The organism is Streptomyces sp. NPDC002734 (genome assembly GCF_040295685.1).
GTDB lineage: Bacteria > Actinomycetota > Actinomycetes > Streptomycetales > Streptomycetaceae > Streptomyces.
In genome coordinates, this window is record NZ_JBEOVU010000013.1 from 37,116 (window position 1) to 62,837 (window position 25,722).

21 protein-coding genes and 2 tRNA genes are annotated in these 25,722 nt (G+C 72.9%); 19 read left to right on the forward strand and 4 right to left on the reverse strand.

Annotated features, from left to right (window positions below; genetic code table 11):
• The first annotated feature begins 127 nt into the window (after window positions 1-127).
• From rsfS to holA, 14 genes are all read left to right on the forward strand, one after another.
• Window positions 128-577 (forward strand): ribosome silencing factor, encoded by a 450-nt coding sequence (gene rsfS / locus ABT026_RS13915; protein ID WP_351114504.1) that lies wholly within the window; start codon window positions 128-130, stop codon window positions 575-577.
• Window positions 571-1,248 (forward strand): histidine phosphatase family protein, encoded by a 678-nt coding sequence (locus ABT026_RS13920; protein WP_351114663.1) that lies wholly within the window; start codon window positions 571-573, stop codon window positions 1,246-1,248. Before rsfS ends, ABT026_RS13920 begins: the two co-directional genes overlap by 7 nt.
• Window positions 1,249-1,359: 111 nt before the next feature.
• A tRNA-Ala gene (locus tag ABT026_RS13925) sits at window positions 1,360-1,432 on the forward strand.
• Window positions 1,433-1,581: 149 nt separating this feature from the next.
• The gene (locus ABT026_RS13930; protein ID WP_351114505.1) at window positions 1,582-2,364 is read left to right on the forward strand and encodes a hypothetical protein; all 783 of its coding nucleotides are present in this window, start codon (window positions 1,582-1,584) and stop codon (window positions 2,362-2,364) included.
• A gap of 150 nt (window positions 2,365-2,514) precedes the next feature.
• Window positions 2,515-2,748: a hypothetical protein gene (locus tag ABT026_RS13935; protein ID WP_108955357.1), complete on the forward strand. Its 234-nt coding sequence runs from the start codon at window positions 2,515-2,517 to the stop codon at window positions 2,746-2,748.
• Window positions 2,749-2,873: 125 nt separating this feature from the next.
• Window positions 2,874-2,946, forward strand: a tRNA-Ala gene (locus ABT026_RS13940).
• A gap of 287 nt (window positions 2,947-3,233) precedes the next feature.
• Window positions 3,234-6,125 carry a leucine--tRNA ligase gene (gene leuS, locus ABT026_RS13945; RefSeq protein ID WP_351114506.1) on the forward strand — a complete coding sequence of 964 codons (2,892 nt, stop codon included), beginning with the start codon at window positions 3,234-3,236 and terminating at the stop codon, window positions 6,123-6,125.
• Window positions 6,126-6,304: 179 nt separating this feature from the next.
• Window positions 6,305-7,060 (forward strand): hypothetical protein, encoded by a 756-nt coding sequence (locus ABT026_RS13950; protein ID WP_351114507.1) that lies wholly within the window; start codon window positions 6,305-6,307, stop codon window positions 7,058-7,060.
• A 108-nt stretch (window positions 7,061-7,168) separates the two neighbouring features.
• On the forward strand, window positions 7,169-8,014 hold the full coding sequence (locus ABT026_RS13955) for a DegV family protein (protein WP_351114508.1): 846 nt from the start codon (window positions 7,169-7,171) through the stop codon (window positions 8,012-8,014).
• Window positions 8,015-8,666: 652 nt separating this feature from the next.
• Window positions 8,667-9,587 carry a helix-hairpin-helix domain-containing protein gene (locus ABT026_RS13960; protein WP_351114510.1) on the forward strand — a complete coding sequence of 307 codons (921 nt, stop codon included), beginning with the start codon at window positions 8,667-8,669 and terminating at the stop codon, window positions 9,585-9,587.
• Window positions 9,584-12,286 (forward strand): ComEC/Rec2 family competence protein, encoded by a 2,703-nt coding sequence (locus tag ABT026_RS13965; protein WP_351114511.1) that lies wholly within the window; start codon window positions 9,584-9,586, stop codon window positions 12,284-12,286. The genes ABT026_RS13960 and ABT026_RS13965 overlap by 4 nt, the downstream gene beginning before the upstream one ends.
• A gap of 296 nt (window positions 12,287-12,582) precedes the next feature.
• Entirely contained in the window at window positions 12,583-13,461 is an 879-nt protein-coding gene (locus ABT026_RS13970; RefSeq protein WP_351114512.1) for a YceI family protein, read from the forward strand.
• Between the two features lie 50 nt (window positions 13,462-13,511).
• The gene (locus ABT026_RS13975) at window positions 13,512-13,757 is read left to right on the forward strand and encodes a hypothetical protein (protein WP_351114513.1); all 246 of its coding nucleotides are present in this window, start codon (window positions 13,512-13,514) and stop codon (window positions 13,755-13,757) included.
• A 62-nt stretch (window positions 13,758-13,819) separates the two neighbouring features.
• Window positions 13,820-14,809, forward strand: a complete 990-nt coding sequence (gene holA, locus ABT026_RS13980) for a DNA polymerase III subunit delta (protein ID WP_351114664.1) — start codon at window positions 13,820-13,822, stop codon at window positions 14,807-14,809.
• A 162-nt stretch (window positions 14,810-14,971) separates the two neighbouring features.
• On the opposite strand, the gene ABT026_RS13985 is transcribed toward holA, so the two are convergent.
• Both ABT026_RS13985 and lepA read right to left on the reverse strand, forming a co-directional pair.
• Complete coding sequence (locus ABT026_RS13985; protein WP_351114514.1) at window positions 14,972-16,843, reverse strand: AMP-dependent synthetase/ligase; 1,872 nt, start codon at window positions 16,841-16,843, stop codon at window positions 14,972-14,974.
• A gap of 314 nt (window positions 16,844-17,157) precedes the next feature.
• A complete protein-coding gene (gene lepA, locus ABT026_RS13990) occupies window positions 17,158-19,032 on the reverse strand; it encodes a translation elongation factor 4 (protein WP_351114516.1) in 1,875 nt (624 codons plus the stop codon).
• A gap of 235 nt (window positions 19,033-19,267) precedes the next feature.
• On the opposite strand from lepA, the gene rpsT reads away from it, so the two are divergent.
• From rpsT to ABT026_RS14005, 3 genes are all read left to right on the forward strand, one after another.
• Entirely contained in the window at window positions 19,268-19,534 is a 267-nt protein-coding gene (gene rpsT, locus ABT026_RS13995) for a 30S ribosomal protein S20 (protein WP_351114517.1), read from the forward strand.
• A 242-nt stretch (window positions 19,535-19,776) separates the two neighbouring features.
• The gene (gene hemW, locus ABT026_RS14000) at window positions 19,777-21,009 is read left to right on the forward strand and encodes a radical SAM family heme chaperone HemW (RefSeq protein ID WP_351114519.1); all 1,233 of its coding nucleotides are present in this window, start codon (window positions 19,777-19,779) and stop codon (window positions 21,007-21,009) included.
• A gap of 112 nt (window positions 21,010-21,121) precedes the next feature.
• Window positions 21,122-21,700: a Uma2 family endonuclease gene (locus ABT026_RS14005; RefSeq protein ID WP_351114520.1), complete on the forward strand. Its 579-nt coding sequence runs from the start codon at window positions 21,122-21,124 to the stop codon at window positions 21,698-21,700.
• Here the strand turns inward: ABT026_RS14005 and ABT026_RS14010 are convergent.
• On the reverse strand, window positions 21,678-22,490 hold the full coding sequence (locus tag ABT026_RS14010) for a DUF3097 domain-containing protein (protein WP_351114521.1): 813 nt from the start codon (window positions 22,488-22,490) through the stop codon (window positions 21,678-21,680). The genes ABT026_RS14005 and ABT026_RS14010 overlap by 23 nt on opposite strands.
• Before the next feature lie 68 nt (window positions 22,491-22,558).
• Window positions 22,559-23,314, reverse strand: coding sequence for an MBL fold metallo-hydrolase (locus tag ABT026_RS14015; RefSeq protein WP_351114522.1), 756 nt, complete (start codon window positions 23,312-23,314; stop codon window positions 22,559-22,561).
• 159 nt (window positions 23,315-23,473) lie between these two features.
• Here ABT026_RS14015 and hrcA point away from each other — a divergent pair, with 159 nt between their 5' ends.
• Complete coding sequence (gene hrcA, locus ABT026_RS14020; RefSeq protein ID WP_351114523.1) at window positions 23,474-24,490, forward strand: heat-inducible transcriptional repressor HrcA; 1,017 nt, start codon at window positions 23,474-23,476, stop codon at window positions 24,488-24,490.
• On the forward strand, window positions 24,491-25,633 hold the full coding sequence (gene dnaJ / locus ABT026_RS14025; protein WP_351114524.1) for a molecular chaperone DnaJ: 1,143 nt from the start codon (window positions 24,491-24,493) through the stop codon (window positions 25,631-25,633).
• Window positions 25,634-25,722: the final 89 nt, after the last annotated feature.

Below are 25,722 nucleotides of genomic sequence, written 5' to 3' on the forward strand. Positions count from 1 at the left end.
GCTGCGGACCCGGGCGAACGTGTGGCACGGGCGGCGTGTGGCCATGGCCTCGCGGCAATCCGTGGGGAGGCCCCGGCCGTCCGTGAGACCCTGGACAGGTAGAAGTCCGACGACGGAAAGCCAGGCAGTGACCGCCACCGACCGATCCATCGAGCTCATCACCACCGCCGCGCAGGCAGCGGCAGACAAGCTCGCGCACGACATCATCGCCTACGACGTCAGCGACGTGCTGTCGATCACGGATGCCTTCCTGCTCGCCTCCGCGCCCAACGACCGCCAGGTCAAGTCGATCGTCGACGAGATCGAGGAGCGGCTGAGCAAGGAGCTCGGCGCCAAGCCGGTGCGCCGTGAGGGCGACCGCGACGCCCGCTGGATCCTGCTCGACTACGTCGACATCGTCGTGCACGTCCAGCACAGCGAGGAGCGCGTCTTCTACGCCCTGGAGCGGCTGTGGAAGGACTGCCCCGAGCTGGACCTCCCCGAGGACGCCAAGGCGACCCGCGGCAAGGCCGAGGAGCACGCCAAGGAGAGGGCCGCGCAGGAGGAGGCCGGTCTCGACGACGGTGACCTCTGGTGACGGCCGGCGGGACGGAGGCCGCCGCGGGCAGGTCCGGCCGCGGCCGGCGCCTGATCCTGTGGCGCCACGGCCAGACCTCGTGGAACCTGGAGCGCCGCTTCCAGGGCACCACTGACGTCGACCTCACCGACACCGGCCGCGCCCAGGCCCGGCGCGCCGCCCGGCTGCTCGCCGGGCTGTCGCCGGACGCGATCGTCGCCTCCGACCTGCGGCGCGCGGTGGACACCGCCTCCGAGCTGGCCGCCCTGACCGGCCTCGAGGTCGTCCAGGAGGAGGGCCTGCGGGAGACCTACGCGGGCGTCTGGCAGGGCCTCACCCACGACGAGATCCTCGCCCGGCACGGTGAGGAGTACCTGGCGTGGAAGCGGGGCGAGCCGGTCCGGCGCGGCGGCGGCGAGCTGGAGACCGAGGTGGCCGACCGGGCCGCTCCGGTCGTGCTGCGGCACGCCGACAAGCTTCCGGCCGGCGGCACGCTGGTCGTCGTCAGCCACGGCGGCACGATCCGCACCACCATCGGCCGGCTGCTGGGCCTGGACGCCCACCTCTGGGAGGGCCTGGGCGGCCTGTCCAACTGCTGCTGGTCGGTGCTGGGCGAAGGCGCCCGCGGCTGGCGTCTGCTCGAGCACAACGCGGGCTCCCTGCCGGAGCCGGTGCTCGGCGACGACACCTGACCGCGTCCCCGGGCCCCGGCCGGGGCCCGGGACCGGCCGATTTCACTTTCCGGCTGGTCACAGGCTAGAGTTCTACTCGTTCGCCCCGCCGAACGGCGGAGAGAACAGCAAGGGGCTATAGCTCAGTTGGTAGAGCGCCTGCATGGCATGCAGGAGGTCAGGAGTTCAATTCTCCTTAGCTCCACAGTCGGAAGATCCCGTCCGGTCGTCAGACCGGGCGGGATCTTCGTTTTTCCGTGATCCAGAGTGTGCGCCGCCGGTCGGCAACCGACCGGCGTCTCTCACAGAACCAGGGGCGGGATGAGAAGAACCGCACAACTCGGTCGTGTCCTGGTGGCAGGCACGACCGCGCTCGTCGCCACGCTGCTCGGCGCGCCGAACGCGCAGGCGGCCGAGGGGGACATCTCCTTCTCGCAGATCGTCTTCAACGAGGGCAAGCCGATCGTGGTCGGCATCACCAACCCGGTCGAGGTCCCGCTCACGTACACCGTGCGCAGCACCGTCAAGCTGGACTTCTGGGACGTCGACGCGTACCGGGGGACCATCGACACGAACAGCGAGCGGCTGCTCGTGAACTCCTCGACCCGCTGGGGCTGCGCGACCACCGTCCAGTCCGGCTACATCTACAACCGGTGCGAGGAGACGGCGAGCGTCGACCCGCGGTGGATATCGACCCATACCGTGAACGACGACCTCGTGAACGGCGACGCCACGGTGTGGAAGACCTACGGCCTGGGCGGACGGTACGAGAAGGGGTACGACGGGGACACCACGTCCGCCACCGTCACCCTCCAGCGGGCCTCCCGCATCCAGAGCCACAACGCCTCCCCGGAGCCGGTGGCCAAGGGCGGGACGATCACCGTCAAGGGCACCGTGCAGCGGGCGAACTGGACCGAGCACCGGTACGACGACTACGGCGGGCGTCTGGTGAGCCTGCAGTTCAAGCCGGCCGGTTCCTCGACGTACACCACGGTGAAGAAAGGCACGGCGAGCAGCGCCGGCGCGCTGAAGGCGACGGTCACCGCGAGCCAGGACGGCACCTGGCGGTGGCGGTACTACGGCAACACGACCACCGGCGCCAGCTCCTCGAGCGGCGACTACGTGGACGTGCAGTAGGGAAGGGATCCCGTCCGAAGGGCGGGATCTTTTCCTATCAGCATGGTGATGAGCCCGCCGCCCCGGCGTCGTCCCCGTCCGGCCACCGGCCCACGTGGCAGAATCGGACGGCCGGAAGGGGAGCACGGTCCGACGGGAGGGAGCTGGCGCGTGGGGGCACACCGCAGGAAGTGCGACTGGTGCGGCAGCGGCACGCCGATCGTGCGGGACATGGAGCCGGTCAACGAGGAGTACCAGTACTGGTGCGAGGAGTGCGCCAGGGCGCTGATCATAAAAGGCGACCCCATCGAGACCTACCGTGAGCTCGAGGGCGAACCGATCTACGGCCGGCTCCTCGACGAACTCTGCACGCTGAAGCGCTTCTACTCGTTCGAAACCGCCTGAGAGGCGCGACCTTCCAGGCAAACGGGACAGACCGGAAACGATTTGGTGTCCCACCCCCACGGTCATGTAATGTTCTCCGTGTCGCCGGGGGAACCGCAGAGGGAAGCCCGGACGGCACACCGCAAGGGGCTATAGCTCAGTTGGTAGAGCGCCTGCATGGCATGCAGGAGGTCAGGAGTTCAATTCTCCTTAGCTCCACAGTGACGAAGGCGGGTCATCCGGAAGGATGGCCCGCCTTCGGCGTTCCCGGCCCGTTCCCGCCCGGTTTCCGAGGGCCGGAAGTCCGTCGCAGCGTCTGTGAGGGCTGCGGTACCCTGACGCCATGCGTGCCGTACGCCTTCTGCTTAGCGAGCCGCGCTGATCAGTCCCGGCCACCACGAGAATCCGTGGCCGGCATCGGCGCGGCGCCCCCTCCTGTGCGAGGGGCTTTTTCATTTCCGGGCCACGCCAAGCAGAGACGACGTCGATCAGGAGCTTTGAGGATCATGAGCGAGACGAACCCCGCTTCCGCCGCCGAGTCGGCGGAGGTCGCGCCGCACCGCTACACGGCCGCCCTGGCGGCCGAGATCGAGGCACGCTGGCAGGACTTCTGGGACGCCGAGGGGACCTACGAGGCCCCCAACCCGTCCGGTGACCTGGCGGGCGACCCCGAGGTCGCCGCCCGCCCCAAGAAGTTCATCATGGACATGTTCCCGTACCCCTCGGGTGCGGGCCTGCACGTGGGCCACCCGCTGGGCTACATCGCCACCGACGTCTACGCCCGCCACCAGCGGATGACCGGGCACAACGTCCTGCACACCCTGGGCTTCGACGCCTTCGGCCTGCCGGCCGAGCAGTTCGCCGTGCAGACCGGCACCCACCCGCGGGTCTCCACCGAGGCCAACATGGCCAACATGAAGGCGCAGCTGCGCCGCCTGGGCCTGGGGCACGACAAGCGCCGGTCGTTCGCCACGATCGACCCGGAGTACTACCGCTGGACCCAGTGGATCTTCCTGCAGATCTTCAACTCCTGGTACGACACCGAGGCCGGCAAGGCCCGCCCGGTGTCCGAGCTGGTCGCGCAGTTCGAGAGCGGCGAGCGTGCGGTTCCCGGCGGCCGTGCCTGGTCCGAGCTGTCCGCCGTCGAGCGCGCCGACCTGCTGAGCGAGTACCGCCTGGCCTACGCCTCGGACGCGCCGGTCAACTGGTGCCCCGGCCTGGGCACCGTGCTGGCCAACGAGGAGGTCACCGCCGACGGCCGTTCCGAGCGCGGCAACTTCCCCGTCTTCAAGGCCAAGCTGCGCCAGTGGAACATGCGCATCACCGCCTACGCGGACCGCCTGCTGGACGACCTGGACGGGCTGGACTGGCCCGAGGCGATCAAGCTGCAGCAGCGCAACTGGATCGGCCGCTCCGAGGGCGCCCGCGTCGACTTCCCCGTCGCCGCCGAAGGCGAAGCCGCCGCGATCACGGTCTTCACCACCCGCCAGGACACGCTGTTCGGCGCCACCTACATGGTGCTGGCGCCGGAGCACCCGCTGGTGGAGAAGTTCACCCCGGCCGCCTGGCCGGAGGGCACCCGCGAGGCATGGACCGGCGGTCACGCCACCCCGGCCGAGGCCGTCGCCGCCTACCGCGCGCAGGCCGCGTCCAAGTCGGACGTCGAGCGCCAGGCCGAGGCGAAGGACAAGACCGGCGTCTTCACCGGCGTCTTCGCGACCAACCCGGTCAACGGCGAGCGGATCCCCGTCTTCATCGCCGACTACGTGCTGATGGGCTACGGCACCGGCGCGATCATGGCCGTCCCGGCCCACGACAGCCGCGACTTCGCCTTCGCCCGCGCCTTCGACCTGCCGATGCGCTGCGTGGTCGAGCCCACCGACGGCCGCTCCACCGACCCGGCCGACTGGGACGAGGCGTTCGCCTCCTACGACGCGAAGCTGATCAACTCGGCGAGCGAGGACGTCTCCGTGGACGGCCTGGGCGTCGTCGAGGCCAAGGCCAGGATCACCGCCTGGCTGGCCGAGCGGGGCATCGGCGAGGGCACGATCAACTACCGCCTGCGCGACTGGCTGTTCAGCCGCCAGCGGTACTGGGGCGAGCCCTTCCCGATCGTCTACGACGAGGACGGCGTGGCGCACCCGCTGCCCGAGTCGATGCTGCCGCTGGAGCTGCCGGAGGTCGACGACTACTCGCCGCGCACCTTCGACCCGGACGACGCGGACACCCGGCCGGAGACTCCGCTGTCCCGCGACGAGGACTGGGTCAACGTCACCCTGGACCTGGGCGACGGGCCGAAGAAGTACCGCCGCGAGACCAACACCATGCCCAACTGGGCCGGCTCCTGCTGGTACGAGCTGCGGTACCTGGACCCGCACAACGACGAGAAGCTGGTCGACCCGGCGATCGAGCAGTACTGGATGGGCCCGCGCGAGGGCATGCCGCACGGCGGTGTCGACCTGTACGTGGGCGGCGCCGAGCACGCGGTGCTGCACCTGCTGTACGCGCGGTTCTGGTCGAAGGTCCTGTTCGACCTGGGGTACGTCTCCTCGGCGGAGCCCTTCCACAAGCTGTTCAACCAGGGCATGATCCAGGCCTTCGTCTACCGCGACAGCCGGGGCATCGCCGTGCCGGCCGCCGAGGTGGAGGAGCGCGACGGCGCCTACTGGTACCAGGGCGAGAAGGTCTCCCGGGTGCTGGGCAAGATGGGCAAGTCCCTGAAGAACGCCGTCACGCCCGACGAGATCTGCGCCGAGTACGGCGCCGACACCCTGCGCCTGTACGAGATGGCGATGGGCCCGCTGGACGTGTCCCGCCCGTGGGACACCCGCGCGGTCGTCGGCCAGTACCGCCTGCTGCAGCGGGTGTGGCGCAACATCGTCGACGAGGCGACCGGCGAGGTCACCGTGGCCGACGACGCCGAGCCCGACCAGGACACCCTGCGGGCCCTGCACAAGGCCGTCGACGGCGTCCGCCAGGACCTGGAGGGCATGCGGTTCAACACCGCCATCGCCAAGATCACCGAGCTGAACAACCACCTGACCAAGTCCGGCGGCGCCCTGCCGCGGTCGGTGGCCGAGCCGCTGGTGCTGATGATCGCCCCGCTGGCCCCGCACATCGCCGAGGAGCTGTGGCGCCGCCTGGGCCACACCGGCTCGGTCGTCCACCAGGACTTCCCGGTGGCCGACCCGGCCTACCTGGTCGACGAGACGGTGACCTGCGTCGTGCAGATCAAGGGCAAGGTCAAGGCCCGCCTGGAGGTGTCGCCGTCCGTCTCCGAGGCGGAGCTGGAGAAGATCGCCCTGGCCGACGAGAAGGTCGTCGCGGCGCTGGCCGGGGCCGGCGTGCGCAAGGTGATCGTCCGCGCACCCAAGCTGGTGAACATCGTCCCGGCGTAGTCGCCGCCCGGGCGGGCAGCCGGTCCCCTAGGGGACGCAGGGCCTGCGGAACCGGGGAAGGATCAGGGGCAGGACCGGGGTTCCGCGGAACTCGGGGCCTGCCCCTGGCGTTTACCGTGGGAGAGTGGGGAGAGGACGTACTCCCTCACCGGACGGCCGGGCGCGAAGGAGGAACTGCGGTGGATGTGATCCTTGCGGTGATCGCGGTGATCTTCGTGCTGCTGGTCTCACTGGCGGTGTGGGGCACGGTGAAGGCCGTCGGCGCCGCCCGGCGTGGCGTGGACCGCACCATCACCCAGGCGCGCCGCACGGTCGAGGACACCACGCTGCGGGCCCGCTCGCTGGGCCGTCCCGGGCCGGCGGGGGAGGTCGCCGAGCTGCGCCTCAAGCTGCGCACCTCGCTGCGCGCCACCCAGCAGGCGCTGGAGGCGGGCTCCCCGGAGGACGGCTCGCTGGCGGAGTCGGCCGCCCTGTTCGACCGGCTGAGCGTCCACGGCCGTGAGCTGGATGCCGACCTGAAGCGGCTGGAGTCCGACCCCGACCGCGCCACCCTCGCCGACCGGCTGCCCGGTCTGCGCCAGCGCACCGACCGCATCGTCAGCTCCGCCGACGCCCTGCGCTGGGCCGCCCTGGACCGGGCGCACCGGTTCGCCGCCGACGACCTGGACACCCTGAGCGCCCAGATCGACGTCGAGGCCGGCGCCCTGCGGCACTGGGACCGGGCCGAGGCGCCGGAAGCGGCCCCGGAGCCGTCCGCCGGCCGCGAGCGGCGGCAGGACCCCGGGGCGCGCCGCGAGAGGACTCCGGACCCGCGGGCCGCCCGCCGGCCGGCCCCCGACCCGAGGACCGGCCCGGCCGCCCTCGACCCGTCGCGGCCGCGCACCCCCAACCCGTGGGAGAAGCAGCGCCAGGCGCGACCCGAGAGCACCACCTGACCCGTGCGGCCCCCGCGGGCCGGACGACCCGTCCGGCCCGGACGCGGTAACGCCGCTGTCACCGGGGTGGCATGCCGGGCGGGGAGTACGGCAGGTAACCTCCAAGCCATGTCCCGCCATGTCGCGATCGTCACCGATTCCACGGCCTACCTGCCGCCCAGGACGACGGCCCGGCACGGCATCACCTCCGTCCCGCTGACCGTGGTCCTCGGCAACCGGGCGCTGGAGGAGGGCACCGAGATCTCCGCACGCTCGCTCGCCGAGTCGCTGCGCAGGAAGCTTCCGGTCACCACCTCGCGGCCCAGCCCCGAGACCTTCGCCGAGACCTACCGGCGGATCGCGGAGACGGGAGCCTCGGCGATCGTCTCGCTCCACCTGTCCGCCGAGTTCTCCGGCACCTACGACGCCGCCGTGCTGGCCGCGCGGCAGGCTCCGGTGCCGGTGCGCGTCGTCGACACCGGGATGGTGGCGATGGCGCTCGGCTTCTGCGCCCTGGCGGCCGCCGAGACGGCGGAGGCGGGCGGCGGCGTCGACGAGGTGGTCGCGGCCGCGGAGAAGCGGGCCGAGGCGACGTCGGCGTTCCTGTACGTCGACACGCTGGAGTACCTGCGGCGTGGCGGCCGCATCGGGGCCGCACAGGCATTCTTCGGGTCCGCGCTGGCCGTCAAGCCGCTGCTGCAGCTGACCGACGGGCGCATCGAGCCGCTGGAGAAGGTGCGCACGGCGTCCCGGGCCATCGGGCGGCTGGAGGAGATCGCCGCCGAGCGGGCGGGCGCGGCCGAGGTCGACATGGCGGTGCACCACCTGGCGGCCCCCGAGCGGGCCCTCGCCCTCGCCGACCGGCTCCGCGCCCGGGTCCCGCGCCTCGCCGACCTGCACGTCAGCGAGGTGGGCGCGGTCATCGGGGCGCACACGGGGCCGGGGCTGCTGGCCGTGGTGATCTCCCCGCGGTGATCTCCCCGCGGTGATCTCCTCGCGGTGCTCTCCCCGCGGTGCTCTCCTGGGGGTGACGCGGTTGTCCACAGCCGGGGTGGTTGTCCACAGGTTTCGACCTTGATCATCACGATGTGCGGTATCGGCGGATCCTGGGCCCATGACCACGGGAACCTCACTCCACAGCTCTCGTTCCTTCCCGATGCCGCGCGCTGCCGCTGCGGTTCCTGGCGCCGCCTCCGAGGGGCCGCGTCCGGCCGCGGCTGACGGGTTCTCGGCTGTGCGATGCCTGTCGTCCCGGGCCGCCCCGGGACGAACACCGGGACCCGCTCCAGGACCGGCTCCACGATCGGCCCCGGGACCGGCTCCGGGGACCGCGCCGTATCGGGACCTGGGCGCCTCGCCGCCGGGACAGCGGCCTCTGCCCCGGTCGCCGGGGCCCGGCGGGGCACCACCGGCGGCCAGGACCGTGCAGCGGCCGTCCGGGACCGTGCCGCGGCCGTCCGGGCAGGGAACCGTGCCGCTGTCCGGGCGGGCCCCCGGGGGAGGGGACGCGGCGATGCGGGCCGCCCGGCGGCCGTGGTGGGCGGAACCCGAACCGGGACCCGGGACGGCTCCTCGCGAGGCCCGCGGTGCACCGCCCCCTGGGAGGGGCCCCGCCGCCCTCCGCGCGATGCCCCCTACCCCCTCCCGTCCGGGGACCGCCGCCGGGGCGAGCGGGGGTCACGGACGAGGACGGCACCGGCGCACCCCCGAGGCGGCGGAGGTCACGCGGCACCGGGCGGCGGCGCTGTTCGCGGCGTCGCCCGGGACCGCTGCGGTTCCGCCCGTCCCGGAGTCCGTCCCGGCGCCCCTTCCGGAGCCCGTCCTGGCGTCGCCCGCGCAGGAGACCGGGCCCGAGGCGGGGCGGGCGTTCGCCGACCGGCTGGAGGCGGTGCGGGACCGGCTGCCGCCGTGGCTGCGGGCGACCTGCGCGCTGCACCGGCGAGGCGTCGTCGCCCTCGCCGCGCTGCTGGCCCTCGCGGTGGCCCTCGCCCTCCAGCACCACCTGGCGGCCCGGCCCCGGCCGGTGGCTCCGCCGAGCAGTGTCACGGGGGCCGAACCGAGCCCGTTCCGGCCCCGGCCCGCCGCCGCGTCAGGGCCGGCCACGGCTCCGCCGATCGTGGTGGACGTCGGGGGCAAGGTCCGTGACCCCGGGGTGCACAGCCTGCCCGCCGGATCCCGGGTGGCGGACGCGCTGCGGGCCGCGGGCGGGGTGCGGCCGGGAGCGGACACGGGCGCGCTCAACCGGGCCCGGTTCCTGGTCGACGGCGAGCAACTGCTGGTCGGCATCGACCCGCCGCCGGGGGCCGCGCCGCCCGCCTCCGGCCCGGCGCCCGCCGCGGGAGCCCCCGGCCCCGCCGCCCCTGTGTCGCTGAACACCGCCACCGTGGAGCAGCTGGACGCGCTGCCCGGCGTGGGCCCGGTACTGGCCCAGCACATCGTCGACCACCGCACCAGCTCCGGCGGGTTCCGCTCGGTGGAGGAGCTGCGTGAGGTCAACGGCATCGGCGACCGGCGCTTCGCCGACCTGCGCGACCTGGTCCGGCCGTGACCGGCACGGCCCGGGTGACGGAGCGCGCGCCCGCCCACGCCGAGGCCGGACCCCGGGGCGCCTCGCACCCGCGGCAGGAAGGCCCCGTGGACCTCCGGCTGGTCGGCCCGGCACTGGCCGCCTGGGGGACCGCCGCCGTCACCCTGCCCGCGCCGACGGCGGTCGCCTGGGCGGTGGCCGTGGCCGGGCTGGTGACCGCCCTGGCCCTGCTCCGCGCCCGGGGCAGCCCGCGAACGCCGGACCACGTCGCGACGGGGCCAGGACCCGCCGTGAGGTGGGCCGGAGCACCCGGGAGGCGACCCGGGGCCCCCGCGACGCAGCTCGGGCAGCTCTCCACGGAGTCGGCCCCCGTGGCCGCGTGGTCCCCGTGGTCCTCGTCGGCCCCGTCGGCCCCGTCGGCCGCATCGTCCCCGTCGTCCCCCTCGGCCACGCGGCCCGGGCCGCGGGTGACGGTGGCCGCGGTGCTGCTCTGCGCGGCCGGGGCCGCCGCCTCCGCGGGGCTGCACGGCGCGCAGTTGCGCAGCGGTCCCGTGCCGGCCCTCGCCGACCGTGAGGCCACCGTGACCGCCGAGGTGCTGCTCACCTCCGACCCTCGCCTCGCGCGTCCCCGGGTGACCGGAAACCGCTCCGTGCCGCCCACCGTTCTCGTCGACGCGGAGATCCGCCGCCTGGACGGGCCGTCCGGGCAGGCGGCGGCCCTGCACACCCCCGTGCTGCTGCTCGCGGACCCGGGCGAGGCGCGCGCCCGGTGGCTCGCCCTGCTGCCGTCCACCCGTCTCACCGTCACCGGCCGCCTCGCGCCCGCCCGTTCCGGCGGCGACCGGTTCGCGGCGGTGCTCAGGAGCCGCGGCGGTCGCGCCCCACGCGTGGTCGCCGGCCCCGACCGGGCCCAGCGGACCGCCGGCCGCCTGCGGGCCGGACTGCGCGAGGCCACCGACGGCCTCGCACCGGACGCCCGCGCCCTGCTGCCGGGCCTCGTCGTCGGGGACACCTCCCGCATCACCCCGGAGCTCGACCACGTCTTCCAGGAGACCGACCTCGCCCATGTCCTCGCCGTCAGCGGCTCCAACCTCACGATCCTGCTGGCCCTGCTGCTCGGCCCGCCCGGCACCGCCCAGCGCGCCGAACGCCGTGGACTGGCGCCCCGGCTGGGCCTCACCCTGCGGTCCACCGCCGTCCTCGGCGGCGCGCTCACCCTCGGCTTCGTGGTGGTCTGCCGTCCCGACCCCAGCGTGCTGCGGGCCGCCGCCTGCGGGGCGGTGGTGCTGCTCGCCCTGGCGACGGGTCGGCGGAGGGCGATGGTCCCGGCGCTGGCCGCCGCCGTGCTGCTGCTGGTGCTGTACGACCCCTGGCTCGCCCGCAGCCCGGGCTTCCTGCTGTCCGTGCTGGCCACCGGCTCGCTGCTGCTCCTCGCCCCGCGCTGGAGCGAGGCGCTGCGCCGCCGCGGGGTCCCTTCCCGGCTCGCCGAGGCGCTCGGCGCGGCCGCCGCGGCGCAGGCGGTGTGCGCCCCGGTGGTCGTGGTGTTCTCCGGGCGGGTCAGCCTGGTCGCGGTGCCCTGCAACCTCCTCACCGAGTTCGCGATCGCCCCCGCCACCGTCCTGGGCTTCGCCACGCTGCTCACCGCGCCGTTCGCCATACCGGTGGCACGGCTGCTGGCCCGGTGCGCGGGATGGCCCGCCGGGTGGGTGGTGGACGTGGCGCGGGCCGGGGCGGGGCTGCCGGGCGCCGGGGTGGACTGGCCCGAGGGCTGGGGCGGGGCCGCGCTGCTGGCGGCCGTCACCCTGGCCGTGCTGCCGATGGCGCGCCGGCTGCCCGGGCGTCCGCTGCTGTGGGCGGGGTGCGGTCTGCTGCTGGTGCTCGCGGTGCTGCGGCCGCCCCAGGTGACCCGGCTGGTCACCGGATGGCCGCCACCGCACTGGCGGATGGTGGTCTGCGACGTCGGGCAGGGCGACGCCCTGGTCCTGAACGCCGGGGCCGGCGCCGCGGTCGTGGTCGACGCGGGCCCGGAGCCCGAACCGGTCGACCGGTGCCTGCGGACGCTGGGCGTCCGGCGGATCCCGCTGGTGGTGCTCACCCACTTCCACGCCGACCACGTGGCGGGCCTGCCGGGGGTGCTGCGCGGCCGCGCGGTGGGAGAGATCGCGGTCACCGGGCTCCCGGACCCCGTCGACCAGGCGGCCTTCGTGCACCGCACCGCCGCCCGGGCTGCGATCCCCGTCACACAGGCCCTCGCCGGACAGGAACGGCATACCGGGCGGCTGCGGTGGCGAGTAGTCTGGCCCGCGGCCGCCCCCCACCCCTCGGCGGCGGACTCCGGGGCGCTCACCCCGAACGACGCCAGCGTCACCCTGCTGGTGCGGACCGCCGGCCTGCGACTGCTGTTGCTCGGGGACCTGGAACCCCCGGCCCAGCGCGCTCTGGCCGCCTCGCCCCTCCTCGCCGGACCGGGCGGGGTGGACGTCCTCAAGGTCGCCCACCACGGATCGCCGCATCAGGACACCGGACTGATGCGCCGTCTGACGCCGCGCCTGGCCCTGATCAGCTGCGGCAGGGACAACTCCTACGGGCATCCCGCACCGTCCACCGTGGCGGCGCTGCGTGCCCGCGGAGCCCTGGTGCTGCGGACCGACCGGGACGGAGCGCTGGCGGTCGTCGGCGACAAGGGCGGCCTCCGGGCCGCCACGGCCGGACCCGGCTGACCCCGGGCCCCGCACCAAGGCCCCGCGCCACCCGCGGGGATCCCGCGCGGCGGGGCGACCGGCACCCGAGCGCCACCCACCGGGGTCCGGCACCCCGGAGGGCGTTCTCACCGTGCCCGACCCGTACCGGCCCGACCCGTACACACCACACGGGACGAGCAGCCCCACCCGTACGAGCCCCACCAGCACGAGCCACACCCGCACGAGCAGCCCCACCCGCACGAGCCCGATCATCACAGGAGGACCCGCATGTTACCGAGAAGTACCCGCCCCGCGGCGCAGAGAGGCCGACGCCGATGATCCGCTGGCTGACCGGCAGGACCCACCGGACGACCGGCACCGGCGTCCTGTCCGCCCTGCGCATACCCTCCCAGGCCGGTGTCGTGGTCGGCCGGGTGATCGACCCCGTCAACGAGGTCGTCGGCGGGGCCGAGTTCACGCTCACCGACTCGCTCGGCCGCAAGGCGGTGGGCGGCGGCACCGACCCGTTCGGGAGCTTCCTCGCCGCGGTCCCGCCGGGCGAGTACCGGGTCGCCGTGTCCGCGGAGGGTTTCCTGCCGTACCGGTCGACGGTCCAGGTGCTCGAGGACCAGCTCGCCGCGCTGGGCGACATCCGGCTCGAGGTGGCCCCGCCGCCCGAGCTGCCGCGCCCCGGCGAGTGGGAGCTGGACCCGGGCCACAGCACCATCGCCTTCACGGCCCGCCACATCGGCCTGGCGCGGGTCCACGGCCGCTTCGACTCCTTCGCCGGGGCGCTGCGGATCGGCGAGACCATGGACCGGTCGGCCATGCACGTCGTGATCAACGCCGCCTCCATCAACACGGCGGTCCGGATGCGCGACGACCACCTGCGCTCCGCGGACTTCCTCGACGTCGCCAACTACCCGACGATGGAGTTCTACAGCGACCGGTTCGTCCACCGGGGCGGCTCCCGCTGGCACGTGACCGGGGCCCTCTCGCTGCACGGCGTCACCCGCACCGTCACCCTCGACACCGAGTACCTGGGCGTCGGGACCGGGGTGGAGGGCGAGACCCGGGCCGCCTGCCGGGCGAGCACCGAACTGCACCGGGACGACTTCACGATCACCTGGCAGGCCATGCTGGCCCGGGGCATCGCGGCCGTCGGCCCGAGCATCCGGATCGAGATGGACATCCAGGTCGTCCCCAAGAGCTGAGGGGCGGGGGCGGGGCGGGGGCCCGGCGGGGCATGTCGCAAAATGTCCGCGTGAGCGATGTGAGACACGTGCTGGTGTTCCCCGACCGTGACGCGGCACAGGAGGCGGCCGAGGCCCTCGGCGACCGCTTCGGGGTGGACGAGGAACCGCGGATCGTCCGGGACGCCCTGGCCGGCGAGGACGATGCCGAGGACGCCCAGTGGCTGATCGTGCTGGCCGACGAGAGCGAGGAGCTGGACCCCGCCGCCCTCGACGAGTTCGCCGGTGAGTGGGACGGCTGGCGCGAGGAACCGTGACCGGACGGGCGGCCCCGGCCGCCCGGCCCGGGCTGTCGGCGGCGCGTGGGATGCTGGAGCCGATGGCCAGGAAAACAGCTCAAGACGATCTCCTCGCGCCGGTCACCCTGGCCGTGGGCCAGGAGGATCTCCTCCTCGACCGCGCCGTGCGGGAGGTGGTCGCCGCGGCCCGCGCCGCCGACGCGGACACCGACGTCCGCGACCTCACCCCGGACCAGCTGCAGCCCGGCACCCTCGCCGAGCTGACCAGCCCCTCGTTGTTCGCCGAGCGCAAGGTCGTGGTGGTCCGCAACTCCCAGGACCTCTCCGCGGACACCGTCAAGGACGTCAAGGCGTACCTCTCCTCGCCCGCCGAGGAGATCACCCTGGTGCTGGTCCACGCGGGCGGCGCCAAGGGCAAGGGCCTGCTCGACGCGGCCCGCAAGGCGGGGGCCCGAGAGGTCGCCTGCCCCAAGATGACCAAGCCGGCCGACCGGCTCGCCTTCGTGCGCGGCGAGTTCCGCGCCGCCGGGCGCTCCGCCACTCCCGAGGCCTGCCAGGCGCTGGTCGACGCGCTCGGCAGCGACCTGAGGGAGCTGGCCTCGGCCGTCTCCCAGCTGGTCGCCGACATCGACGGCACCGTCGACGAGGAGGTCGTGGGCCGGTACTACACGGGCCGCGCCGAGGCCTCCAGCTTCACCGTGGCCGACCGGGCCGTCGAGGGGCGGGCGGCCGAGGCGCTGGAGGCGCTGCGGTGGTCGCTGTCCACCGGTGTCGCGCCCGTCCTCATCACCAGCGCGCTCGCCCAGGGCGTGCGGGCCATCGGCAAGCTGCTCTCCGCCCGCGGCGGCCGCCCCGCCGACCTGGCCAGGGAGCTCGGCATGCCGCCGTGGAAGATCGACCGGGTGCGCCAGCAGATGCGCGGCTGGAGCGAGGACGGCGTCTCCGTCGCCCTGCGCGCCGTCGCCGAGGCGGACGGCGCGGTCAAGGGAGCCGGCGCCGACCCCGAGTACGCGCTGGAGAAGGCCGTCGTCACCATCGCCCGCGCCGCCCGCTCCCGCGGCCGGAACTGAGAGCGCAGAGCGGCCCGCGCCGCACGCAACGGCGGCGGGCCACCGGGAAGGATCCCCGGTGGCCCGCCGCCGTTCGCGTGTCACGCCGGTACGGCTCGCGCGTGACGCCCGGTGCGTCACGACGCCTCGCGCGTCACGCCCGGCACCGTCACGCCCGGTGCGTCACGCCTCGCGCGCGCCCGCGTACATCTCCTCGATGAGGTGCGCGTACTCCCGCTCCACCACCGGCCGCTTCAGCTTCAGGCTCGGCGTGATCTCGCCGTGCTCCACGTCGAGGTCACGCGGCAGGAGCCGGAACTGCTTGACGGTCTGCCAGCGCTGAAGGCCCTCGTTGAGCTGCTTCACGTAGCCCTCGACCATGGCGACCGTCTCCGGCGCCGCGACGACCTCCGCGTAGGACTTGCCGCCCAGCCCGTTCTCCGCGGCCCAGCCCATCAGGGCGGCCTCCTCCAGGGCGATCAGCGCCGTGCAGTAGTTGCGCGAGGCGCCGTGCACCAGGATGTTGGAGACGTAGGGGCAGATCGCCTTGAACTGGCCCTCGACCTCGGCCGGGGCGACGTACTTGCCGCCCGAGGTCTTGATCAGGTCCTTCTTGCGGTCGGTGATCCGCAGGTACCCGTCGGTGGAGAGCTCGCCGATGTCGCCGGTGTGGAACCAGCCGTCCTCCTCCAGGACCTCGGCGGTCTTGTCCGGCAGGTTGTGGTAGCCCTGCATGATGCCGGGGCCGCGCAGCAGGATCTCGCCGTCGTCGGCGATGCGGACCTCGGTGCCGGGCAGCGGCTTGCCCACCGTGCCGGTGCGGTAGGCCTCGCCCGGGTTCACGAAGGAGGCGGCCGAGGACTCGGTCAGGCCGTAGCCCTCCAGGATGTGCACGCCGGCGCCGGAGAAGAAGTAGCCGATCTCCGGGGCGAGCGCCGCAGAACCGGAGATGCAGGCGCGCAGGTTGCCGCCGAAGGCCTCGCGGATCTTCTTGTAGACCAGCAGGTCGGCGACCTCGTGCTTGAGGGAGAGGCCGAACGGCGCGGTCGCGTTGCCGGTGCGACGGTAGTTCTCCTGGGTGACCTTGCCGTACTCGCGGGCGATCCCGGCGGCCCACTGGAAGATCTTGTACTTGGCGCCGCCGCCCGCGCGGGCCTTGGCGGCCACGCCGTTGTAGACCTTCTCGAAGATGCGGGGGACGGCCGCCATGTAGCTCGGCTTCACCACCGGCAGGTTCTCGATGATCTTGTCGACCCGGCCGTCGACGGCTGTGACGTGACCGACCTCGATCTGGCTGGAGAGCAGCACCTTGCCGAAGACGTGCGCCAGAGGCAGCCACAGGTACTGCACGTCCTCCGTGGTGACCAGACCGGTGGCGGCGATCGCCTTCGCCATGTACGACCAGTTGTCGTGCGGCAGGCGCACGCCCTTGGGGCGGCCGGTGGTGCCGGAGGTGTAGATCAGGGTGGCCAGCTGGTCCTTGGTGATCGCGGAGACCCGCTCCTTGACCAGCTCGGGGGACTTCTCCAGACGGGCCGCGCCGCGCCGCTCGAGCTCCTCCAGGGTCAGGACGGTCTCGTTCGTCTCCACGCCCGCCGGGTCGATCACCACGATGTGGGTGAGCGAGGGCAGCTCGTCCTTCTTCTCCAGCGCCTTGGCCACCTGCGAGGCGTCCTCGGCGATCAGGACCTTGCTGCCGGAGTCGGAGAGGATGAACGCCGACTCCTCGGCGTTGGTCGAGGGGTACACCGTGGTGGTGGCCGCGCCCGCGCAGAGGATGCCGAGGTCGGCGAGGATCCACTCGACGCGGGTCGCCGCCGCCAGCGCGACCCGCTCCTCCGGGGCGACGCCCAGGTCGATCAGGCCCGCCGCGATGGAGAACACGCGGTCGGCGGACTGCTTCCAGCTGAGCGACGTCCACTCGTCGGGGCCCTGCCCGGCGGACGGCACCGGGTAGCGGTACGCCTCGGTGTCCGGCGTGGCCTCCACGCGCTCCAGGAACAGGTTCGCCACACTCGGCGGACGGTTATCGATCAGGGTCTGTGTGTCGCTCACGACAATCCTCCGGGGCCCGCCCGCAGTACGTGCGGCCGGCTCGGCCACTACTGACGGCTGCTGGTGCGGCTGGCTGGTTTGCTGCTGGCTGATGAACGGCTGAACGGCCTCGCGTGTCCCTGCTTAACTCGCGAGTAACTGAGGAGACGGCATCAGGGTAAGGGCCGACCCTGCGGTATGTAAGAGGCTACGGCCAGGCATTTGTGCAGTTCTTCCGGCCGCGCGACGCCGAAGGGCCCGCCGCGGCGACGCGACGGGCCCTTCGGCGGGACTCCGGGTTCCGCAACTCGACGGACTCCCGGTCTACTTCCGGCCTACTTCTTCCCCTTGCCGGACGACGCGCTGTCGTCGCTGGAGAGCACGGCGATGAAGGCCTCCTGGGGAACCTCCACGGAACCCACCATCTTCATCCGCTTCTTGCCCTCCTTCTGCTTCTCCAGCAGCTTCCGCTTCCGGGAGATGTCACCGCCGTAGCACTTGGCGAGGACGTCCTTGCGGATGGCGCGGATGGTCTCGCGGGCGATCACGCGGGAGCCGACGGCGGCCTGGATCGGCACCTCGAAGGCCTGCCGGGGGATGAGCTCGCGCAGCTTGGCGACCAGCCGCACGCCGTACGCGTACGCCGCGTCCTTGTGGGTGATCGCCGAGAAGGCGTCCACCTTGTCGCCGTGCAGCAGGATGTCCACCTTGACCAGGCTGGACGTCTGCTCGCCGGTGGGCTCGTAGTCCAGCGAGGCGTAACCGCGGGTCTTGGACTTCAGCTGGTCGAAGAAGTCGAAGACGATCTCCGCGAGCGGCAGCGTGTACCGGATCTCCACGCGGTCCTCGGAGAGGTAGTCCATGCCGAGCAGCGTGCCGCGACGGGTCTGGCACAGCTCCATGATCGCGCCGATGAACTCCGACGGCGCGAGGATCGTGGCGCGCACGACCGGCTCGTACACGTCGTTGATCTTGCCCTCGGGGAACTCGCTCGGGTTGGTGACGACGTGCTCGCTGCCGTCCTCCATGACCACGCGGTAGACCACGTTGGGGGCGGTGGCGATCAGGTCGAGGCCGAACTCGCGCTCCAGGCGCTCGCGGATCACGTCCAGGTGGAGCAGGCCGAGGAAGCCGACGCGGAAGCCGAAGCCCAGGGCCGCGGAGGTCTCCGGCTCGTAGACCAGCGCCGCGTCGTTGAGCTGGAGCTTGTCCAGCGCGTCACGCAGCAGCGGGTAGTCCGAGCCGTCCAGCGGGTACAGACCCGAGAACACCATCGGCTTCGGGTCCTTGTAGCCGCCCAGCGCCTCGGTGGCGCCCTTGTTCAGGGTGGTGACCGTGTCACCGACCTTGGACTGGCGGACGTCCTTCACGCCGGTGATCAGGTAGCCCACCTCGCCGACGCCCAGGCCGTCGGCCGGCAGCATCTCGGGCGAGTTGGTGCCGATCTCCAGCAGCTCGTGCGTGGCGCCGGTCGACATCATCCGGATGCGCTCGCGCTTGTTGAGCTGGCCGTCGATCACCCGGACGTAGGTGACCACGCCGCGGTACGAGTCGTAGACCGAGTCGAAGATCATCGCGCGGGCCGGGGCGTCCTTGACGCCGACCGGGGCCGGGATGCGCTCGACCACGCGGTCCAGCAGGTCCTCGACGCCCACACCGGTCTTCGCGGAGACCTTCAGCACGTCGGAGGGGTCGCAGCCGATCAGGTTGGCGAGCTCCTCGGAGAACTTCTCGGGCTGCGCGGCCGGCAGGTCGATCTTGTTCAGCACCGGGATGATCGCGAGGTCGTTCTCCATCGCCAGGTACAGGTTGGCGAGCGTCTGCGCCTCGATGCCCTGGGCGGCGTCGACGAGCAGGACGGTGCCCTCGCAGGCGGCCAGGGACCGGGACACCTCGTAGGTGAAGTCGACGTGCCCGGGAGTGTCGATCATGTTCAGGATGTGCGTCGGGTTCTGCTGCTCCCCGTTCCTCGGGGCCCACGGCAGGCGCACCGCCTGGGACTTGATCGTGATGCCGCGCTCACGCTCGATGTCCATGCGGTCGAGGTACTGGGCGCGCATCTGCCGCTGCTCGACGACGCCGGTCAGCTGGAGCATCCGGTCGGCGAGCGTGGACTTGCCGTGGTCGATGTGCGCGATGATGCAGAAGTTGCGGATCAGAGCCGGGTCGGTACGGCTCGGCTCGGGCACATTGTTAGGGGTCGCGGGCACGCAGGGTCCTGTCTCTTGAGGCGCCTTATGCCTCGGGTCGGATCTGTACGCAGCCTCCATCGTCCCATGGCCCGGCCCCTGTGACGGGTTTGGGCCGCTCGTCGGGCGACTGGTAGCCTGGGTGGCTGTGTCTCCATGCCCGCGTGTCATGCCTGTGCGCGGAGGCTCACCCAAGAAAATCACACGGCCCGCGAGGCCTCGGCCTCGTGTGCCAAGAACCTGAAAAGGCTCCTTCGTGGCGAACATCAAGTCCCAGATCAAGCGGAACAAGACCAACGAGAAGGCCCGGCTGCGCAACAAGGCCGTCAAGTCCTCTCTGAAGACCGCGATCCGCAAGGCCCGCGAGGCCGCTGCCGCGGGTGACACCGAGAAGGCGACCGAGTACCAGCGCGCCGCTGCGCGTCAGCTGGACAAGGCCGTCTCCAAGGGCGTCATCCACAAGAACCAGGCCGCCAACAAGAAGTCGGCGCTTGCTTCCAAGGTCGCCGGCCTCCAGGGCTGAACCGCCTCGGTCCGTTTGTGATCTGAACGACTGAACGACCGCCGGTAGGACCCAGAGCGGGCCCTCTCTCATCCGCTCCCGACCGGCACCAAGGGTCCGTACGCGGCCTGCGTTCGCCACGCGGGTACGGACCCGGCACCCTTTTCAGCGCCCCGGCCCCCGTGCCGCCTTCCCCAGGCGGTCCGGAGGCCGGGGCGTTCGGGCTTCCCGGGCTTCCTCCGAGGTGGGGGACAATGGTCCTCATGCCTTCCGCACTCCCCGACGGCGAGCCCGTCCCCGCCGACGGCGCGTTGCCGGCCTCCGCCCTCGAGGGCGCCCCGGAGCGTCCCCTCGGGTTCTACCTGCACGTCCCGTACTGCGCGACCCGCTGCGGGTACTGCGACTTCAACACCTACACCGCCACCGAGCTGCGCGGCAGCGGCGGCGTGCTCGCCTCCCGCGACAACTACGCGGACACTCTCGCCGAGGAGGTCCGCCTGGCCCGCAAGGTGCTGGGCGACGACCCCCGCCCGGTGCGCACCGTCTTCGTCGGCGGCGGCACCCCCACCCTGCTGGCGGCCGGCGACCTGGTGCGGATGCTGGACGCGGTCCGCCAGGAGTTCGGCCTCGCCGAGGACGCCGAGGTCACCACCGAGGCCAACCCGGAGACCGTGGACCCGGCCTACCTCGCGGAGCTGCGCGAGGGCGGCTACAACCGGATCTCCTTCGGCATGCAGTCCGCCCGCCCCCACGTGCTGCGCATCCTCGACCGCACCCACACCCCCGGCCGCCCCGAGCAGTGCGTCGCCGAGGCGCGCGCGGCCGGGTTCGAGCACGTCAACCTGGACCTGATCTACGGCACGCCGGGGGAGTCCGACGACGACTGGCGCGCCTCGCTGGAGGCCGCGCTGGGCGCCGGTCCCGACCACGTCTCGGCGTACGCGCTGATCGTCGAGGACGGCACCGGGCTGGCCCGCCGCATCAAGCGCGGCGAGGTCCCGATGACCGACGACGACGTGCACGCCGACCGCTACCTGATCGCCGAGGAGATGCTCTCGGCGGCCGGGCTCGACTGGTACGAGGTCTCCAACTGGGCCGCCTCCGACGCGGCCCGCTGCCTGCACAACGAGCTGTACTGGCGCGGCGCCGACTGGTGGGGCGCCGGACCGGGCGCGCACAGTCACGTCGGGGGCGTGCGGTGGTGGAACGTCAAGCACCCGGGCGCCTACGCGGCGGCCCTCGCCGAAGGGCGCTCCCCGGGCGCCGGACGCGAGCTGCTCTCCGCCGAGGACCGGCGCGTCGAGCGGATCCTGCTGGAGCTGAGGCTGGTGGACGGCGTCCCCTTGGACCTGCTGCGCCCGGCCGGCCGCGCCGCCGCCGACCGCGCCCTCGCGGACGGCCTGCTGCGCTCCGAGTCCTTCGCCGCCGGCCGCGCCGCGCTGACCCTGCGCGGCCGCCTCCTGGCCGACGCGGTGGTCCGGGACCTGGTGGACTGAGCGGCCCGCCACTCGTGAGGGTGAGTCCGTGCGGTCAGGCCCCCCGGTGCCTACGCTGTTCGTAAGCTGCCGCTGACAATGCGCGACGCGGCGGACCGGGAGGCTCACGGAGATGACCGCTGTGGACGAGCGAGGGATGGCCGACTTCTTCGCGGACTTCGAACCGCCCGAAGGCGCCAAGGCGGAGCTTCTGCGGGGGGACATCGTGATGATGGCCGGCCCCGATCTGGTGCACAACCGGATCGTCACCGAGGTGCAGGACCAGATTCCCCGCGCCCGCTGGGAACGCCTGCAGACACAGGACGTGGACATCGTCGGGGAGGCCAGCGAGCCGGTGCCCGATCTGGTGGTTCTCGAGGCGGGGCGCGGCCCGGCATCGGGCCGGCTGCTGCCGTCGCATCTGATCACGCTGGTGGTCGAGGTGGTCTCCCGGACCAGCGTCGACCGCGACTACGGTGTCAAGCGGCTGATCTACGCGGCCGGCGACGTCCCGGGCTACCTGATCATCGATCCGATCATGGCGCACTGCGTGCTGTACACCGAGCCGGCAGGACAGGGCGAGGACGCCGACTACCAGGTACAGCGGATCACCAAGTTCGGCGATCCGCTGCCGGTGGGCCCGCTGGGAATCGAACTGGAGACGGCGGCCTTCGGGGCGTACGAGGGGGTCAGGCCTCACTCGAGGCCGTGACGAAGTCGATCAGTTCCTCGACGCGGCCCAGGAGCTCGGGCTCCAGGTCCTTCCAGTCGCGGACCCGGGAGAGGATGTGGCGCCAGGCGGCGCCGGTGTTGTCGGGCCAGCCGAGGGCGCGGCAGACGCCGGTCTTCCAGTCCTGGCCGCGCGGGATCACCGGCCAGGCCTCGATGCCCAGCGCGGAGGGCTTCACGGCCTGCCAGATGTCGATGTAGGGGTGGCCGACCACCAGGGCGTGGTCGCTGGTGACGGCCTCGGCGATGCGCCACTCCTTGGAGCCGGGCACCAGGTGGTCGACCAGGACGCCCAGCCGCGCGTCGGGGCCCGGGGCGAACTCCTCGACCACGGCCGGCAGGTCGTCCACGCCCTCCAGGTACTCCACGACCACGCCCTCGACGCGCAGGTCGTCGCCCCACACCTTCTCGACCAGCTCGGCGTCGTGCCGTCCCTCGACGTAGATGCGCCCCGCGCGGGCCACCCGCGCCCGCGCGCCGGGAACGGCGATCGAGCCGGAGGCGGTGCGCGAGGGGCGCTTCGGGGCGGCCGCGGCGGCGCGGACCAGGGTCACCGGGCGGCCCTCCAGCAGGAAGGCGGCCGGGGCCAGCGGGAAGACGCGGTGCTTGCCGTGCCGGTCCTCCAGGGTGACCGTGCCGGCCTCGCAGCCCACCACGGCCCCGCAGAACCCGGTGGCGGGGTCCTCCACGACCAGACCGGGCTCCGCGGGAACCTCGGGTACCGGCTTGGGCTTCTTCCACGACGGCGTGAGGTCGGGGGAGTACTGGCGCATTCGGCTGACGATAGGAGAAACGGCGGGGCTCGCCCAGGCGACACGCCCTCCCGCCGCCTCCCACCGGCTCACCAGGCCGTGCCGAACCTCCGGGACAGCTCCTCCCGCTGCCGCCGCACGAAGGCGGCGTCCACCACCGCCCCGTGCCCGGGCACGTAGAGCGCGTCCTCGCCGCCCAGCTCCAGCAGCCGGGTGAGGGCCGCCGCCCAGCGGGAGGGCACCGCGTCCTGTCCGGCCTGCGGTTCGCCGGACTCCTCGACCAGGTCGCCGCAGAACACCACCGGGCGCGGCCCCGGCACCAGGACCGCCAGGTCGTGCGCGGTGTGGCCCGGCCCCATGGCGGTCAGCACCGGGCGGACGCCGCCGCCCAGCTCCAGCACGTGGTCGTGGTGCACCTCGTGCCGCGGCACGGTCAGCGACTCCAGCGCCGTGTCCGCCGCCTCCGTGGTCAGGCCGTTCGCCACCGCGTCGGCCCGCAGGGCGTCCCGTCCCTCGGCGGAGGCCAGCAGCGCGCCGCAGCCGACCGCGGCGTGCACCTCCGCCCCGGCGAACACCCCGGCGCCGAACACGTGGTCGAAGTGAGGATGGGTGAGGGCCACATGCGTGACGCGCCGCCCCGCCCCCAGGGACTCCTCCGCCTCCTGGCGGATCCGTGTGCCCTCCGCCACACTCGAGCCCGCGTCCACCAGCAACGCCCCGTCGGGCCCGGCCACCAGGCCCACCGTGCAGTCCCAGACGGGCAGCCGCAGCCGCCCCACACCGGGGGCCAGCGCCTCCCAGCCGAGACTTTCCCCTCCACCAAGGGCTTCCCAGGTCACGCTCATGGGGCGACGCTATCGGGACCGCACGGCGACCGCCCTTGCCCGCGCCGTACCCTCCGGCCGTACACTGACTGGTAATGACTGGCACTCGCGGAAGCAGAGTGCCAGTCGACGCAAGGGGCAGAAGCGGTGAGGCCGAGCCGACATCCGGAGGTGTGCGCGATGCTGAGTGAACGCAGGCTGCAGGTGTTGCGCGCCATCGTCCAGGACTACGTCGGGACCGAGGAGCCGGTGGGCTCCAAGGCCCTCACCGAGCGGCACAGCCTCGGTGTGTCCCCCGCGACGGTGCGCAACGACATGTCCGCGCTGGAGGAGGAGGGCTACATCGCCCAGCCCCACACCAGCGCGGGGCGGATCCCCACCGACAAGGGCTACCGGCTCTTCGTCGACCGACTGGCCGACGTGAAGCCGATGACCCAGCCCGAGCGGCGCGCCATCCAGAACTTCCTGGACGGCGCCGTCGACCTCGACGACGTGGTGGCCCGCACGGTGCGGCTGCTGGCGCAGCTGACCCGGCAGGTCGCGGTCGTCCAGTATCCGTCGCTCACGCGTTCGGCGGTGCGGCACGTGGAGCTGCTGGCGCTCGCGCCGGCCCGGGTGATGCTGGTGCTGATCACCGACACCGGCCGGGTCGAGCAGCGCCTGATCGACTGCCCCGCCCCGATCGGCGAGAACACCCTCGCCGACCTCCGCGCCCGGCTCAACAGCCGGGTCACCGGGCGCCGGTTCACCGACGTCCCGCTGCTGGTGCAGGACCTGCCGGAGGCCTTCGAGCAGGAGGACCGCGGGACGGTCGCCTCGGTGCTCTCCACCCTGCTGGAGACGCTCGTCGAGCGGACCGAGGAGCGGCTGATGATCGGCGGCACCGCCAACCTGACCCGCTTCACACATGATTTTCCCCTCACCATCCAGCCCGTCCTGGAGGCGCTCGAGGAGCAGGTCGTGCTCCTCAAGCTCCTTGGGGAGGCTCAGGATTCGGCCATGACCGTCCGTATCGGTCATGAGAACGAGTACGAGGGACTCAACTCCACGTCCGTCGTGTCGGTGGGCTACGGTTCGGGCGGCGAGGCAGTCGCCAAGCTCGGCGTGGTCGGACCGACCCGCATGGATTACCCGGGAACGATGGGAGCAGTACGCGCAGTGGCACGGTACGTCGGACAGATCCTGGCGGAGTCGTAAGTGGCCACGGACTACTACGCCGTACTCGGCGTGCGCCGCGACGCGTCCCAGGACGAGATCAAGAAGGCGTTCCGGAGGCTCGCCCGCGAGCTGCACCCGGACGTCAATCCCGATCCGAAGACGCAGGAGCGGTTCAAGGAGATCAACGCCGCCTACGAGGTGCTCTCGGACCCGCAGAAGAAGCAGGTCTACGACCTCGGCGGCGACCCGCTCTCCCAGGCCGGCGGCGCCGGCGCGGGTGCGGGCGGCTTCGGGGCCGGCGGCTTCGGCAACTTCTCCGACATCATGGACGCCTTCTTCGGCACGGCCTCGCAGCGCGGACCGCGCTCGCGGACCCGCCGTGGTCAGGACGCCATGATCCGGCTGGACGTCGAGCTGACCGAGGCGGCCTTCGGGACCACCAAGGAACTCCAGGTCGACACGGCCGTGGTCTGCAAGACCTGTCACGGCGAGGGCGCCGCCCCCGGCACCTCCGCGCAGACCTGTGACATGTGCCGCGGCCGCGGCGAGGTGTCCCAGGTGACGCGGTCCTTCCTCGGCCAGGTCATGACCTCGCGGCCCTGCCCCCAGTGCCAGGGCTTCGGCACGGTCGTGCCCAACCCGTGCCCCGAGTGCGCGGGCGACGGCCGGGTGCGCTCGCGCCGGACGCTGACCGTGAAGATCCCCGCCGGCGTGGACAACGGCACCCGGATCCAGCTGGCCGGCGAGGGCGAGGTCGGCCCGGGCGGAGGCCCGGCCGGCGACCTGTACGTCGAGATCCACGAGCTGCCGCACGAGACGTTCCAGCGGCGCGGGGACGACCTGCACTGCACGGTGACGATCCCGATGACGGCGGCGGCGCTCGGCACCAAGGTGCCGCTGGAGACGCTCGACGGCCTCGAGGAGGTCGACATCCGTCCCGGCACGCAGTCCGGGCAGTCGATCCCGCTGCACGGGCGCGGCGTCACCCACCTGCGCGGCGGCGGGCGCGGCGACCTCATCGTGCACGTCGAGGTGCTGACGCCGACGAAGCTGGACCCGGAGCAGGAGCGGGTGCTGCGCGAACTGGCCAAGCTGCGCGGGGAGGAGCGGCCCACCGGGCAGTTCCAGCCCGGTCAGCAGGGGCTGTTCTCCCGGCTGAAGGACGCGTTCAACGGGCGCTGAGGCGCCCCCCGGGGGTCGTCGCGGACCGGTGCGGTCCGCGACGGCTCCCGTTCATGTCTTCGCCCACGCACTGCCCCGACCACCGCGCC

Coding starts and splice junctions, on each gene's coding strand:
- leuS (WP_351114506.1), top strand. CDS start 3,234: ATGAGCGAGACGAACCCCGCTTCCGCCGCCGAGTCGGCGGAGGTCGCG.
- ABT026_RS13955 (WP_351114508.1), top strand. CDS start 7,169: ATGTCCCGCCATGTCGCGATCGTCACCGATTCCACGGCCTACCTGCCG.
- ABT026_RS13960 (WP_351114510.1), top strand. CDS start 8,667: ATGCCCCCTACCCCCTCCCGTCCGGGGACCGCCGCCGGGGCGAGCGGG.
- ABT026_RS13970 (WP_351114512.1), top strand. CDS start 12,583: ATGATCCGCTGGCTGACCGGCAGGACCCACCGGACGACCGGCACCGGC.
- holA (WP_351114664.1), top strand. CDS start 13,820: ATGGCCAGGAAAACAGCTCAAGACGATCTCCTCGCGCCGGTCACCCTG.
- hemW (WP_351114519.1), top strand. CDS start 19,777: ATGCCTTCCGCACTCCCCGACGGCGAGCCCGTCCCCGCCGACGGCGCG.
- ABT026_RS14005 (WP_351114520.1), top strand. CDS start 21,122: ATGACCGCTGTGGACGAGCGAGGGATGGCCGACTTCTTCGCGGACTTC.
- ABT026_RS14010 (WP_351114521.1), bottom strand. CDS start 22,490: ATGCGCCAGTACTCCCCCGACCTCACGCCGTCGTGGAAGAAGCCCAAG.
- ABT026_RS14015 (WP_351114522.1), bottom strand. CDS start 23,314: ATGAGCGTGACCTGGGAAGCCCTTGGTGGAGGGGAAAGTCTCGGCTGG.
- hrcA (WP_351114523.1), top strand. CDS start 23,474: ATGCTGAGTGAACGCAGGCTGCAGGTGTTGCGCGCCATCGTCCAGGAC.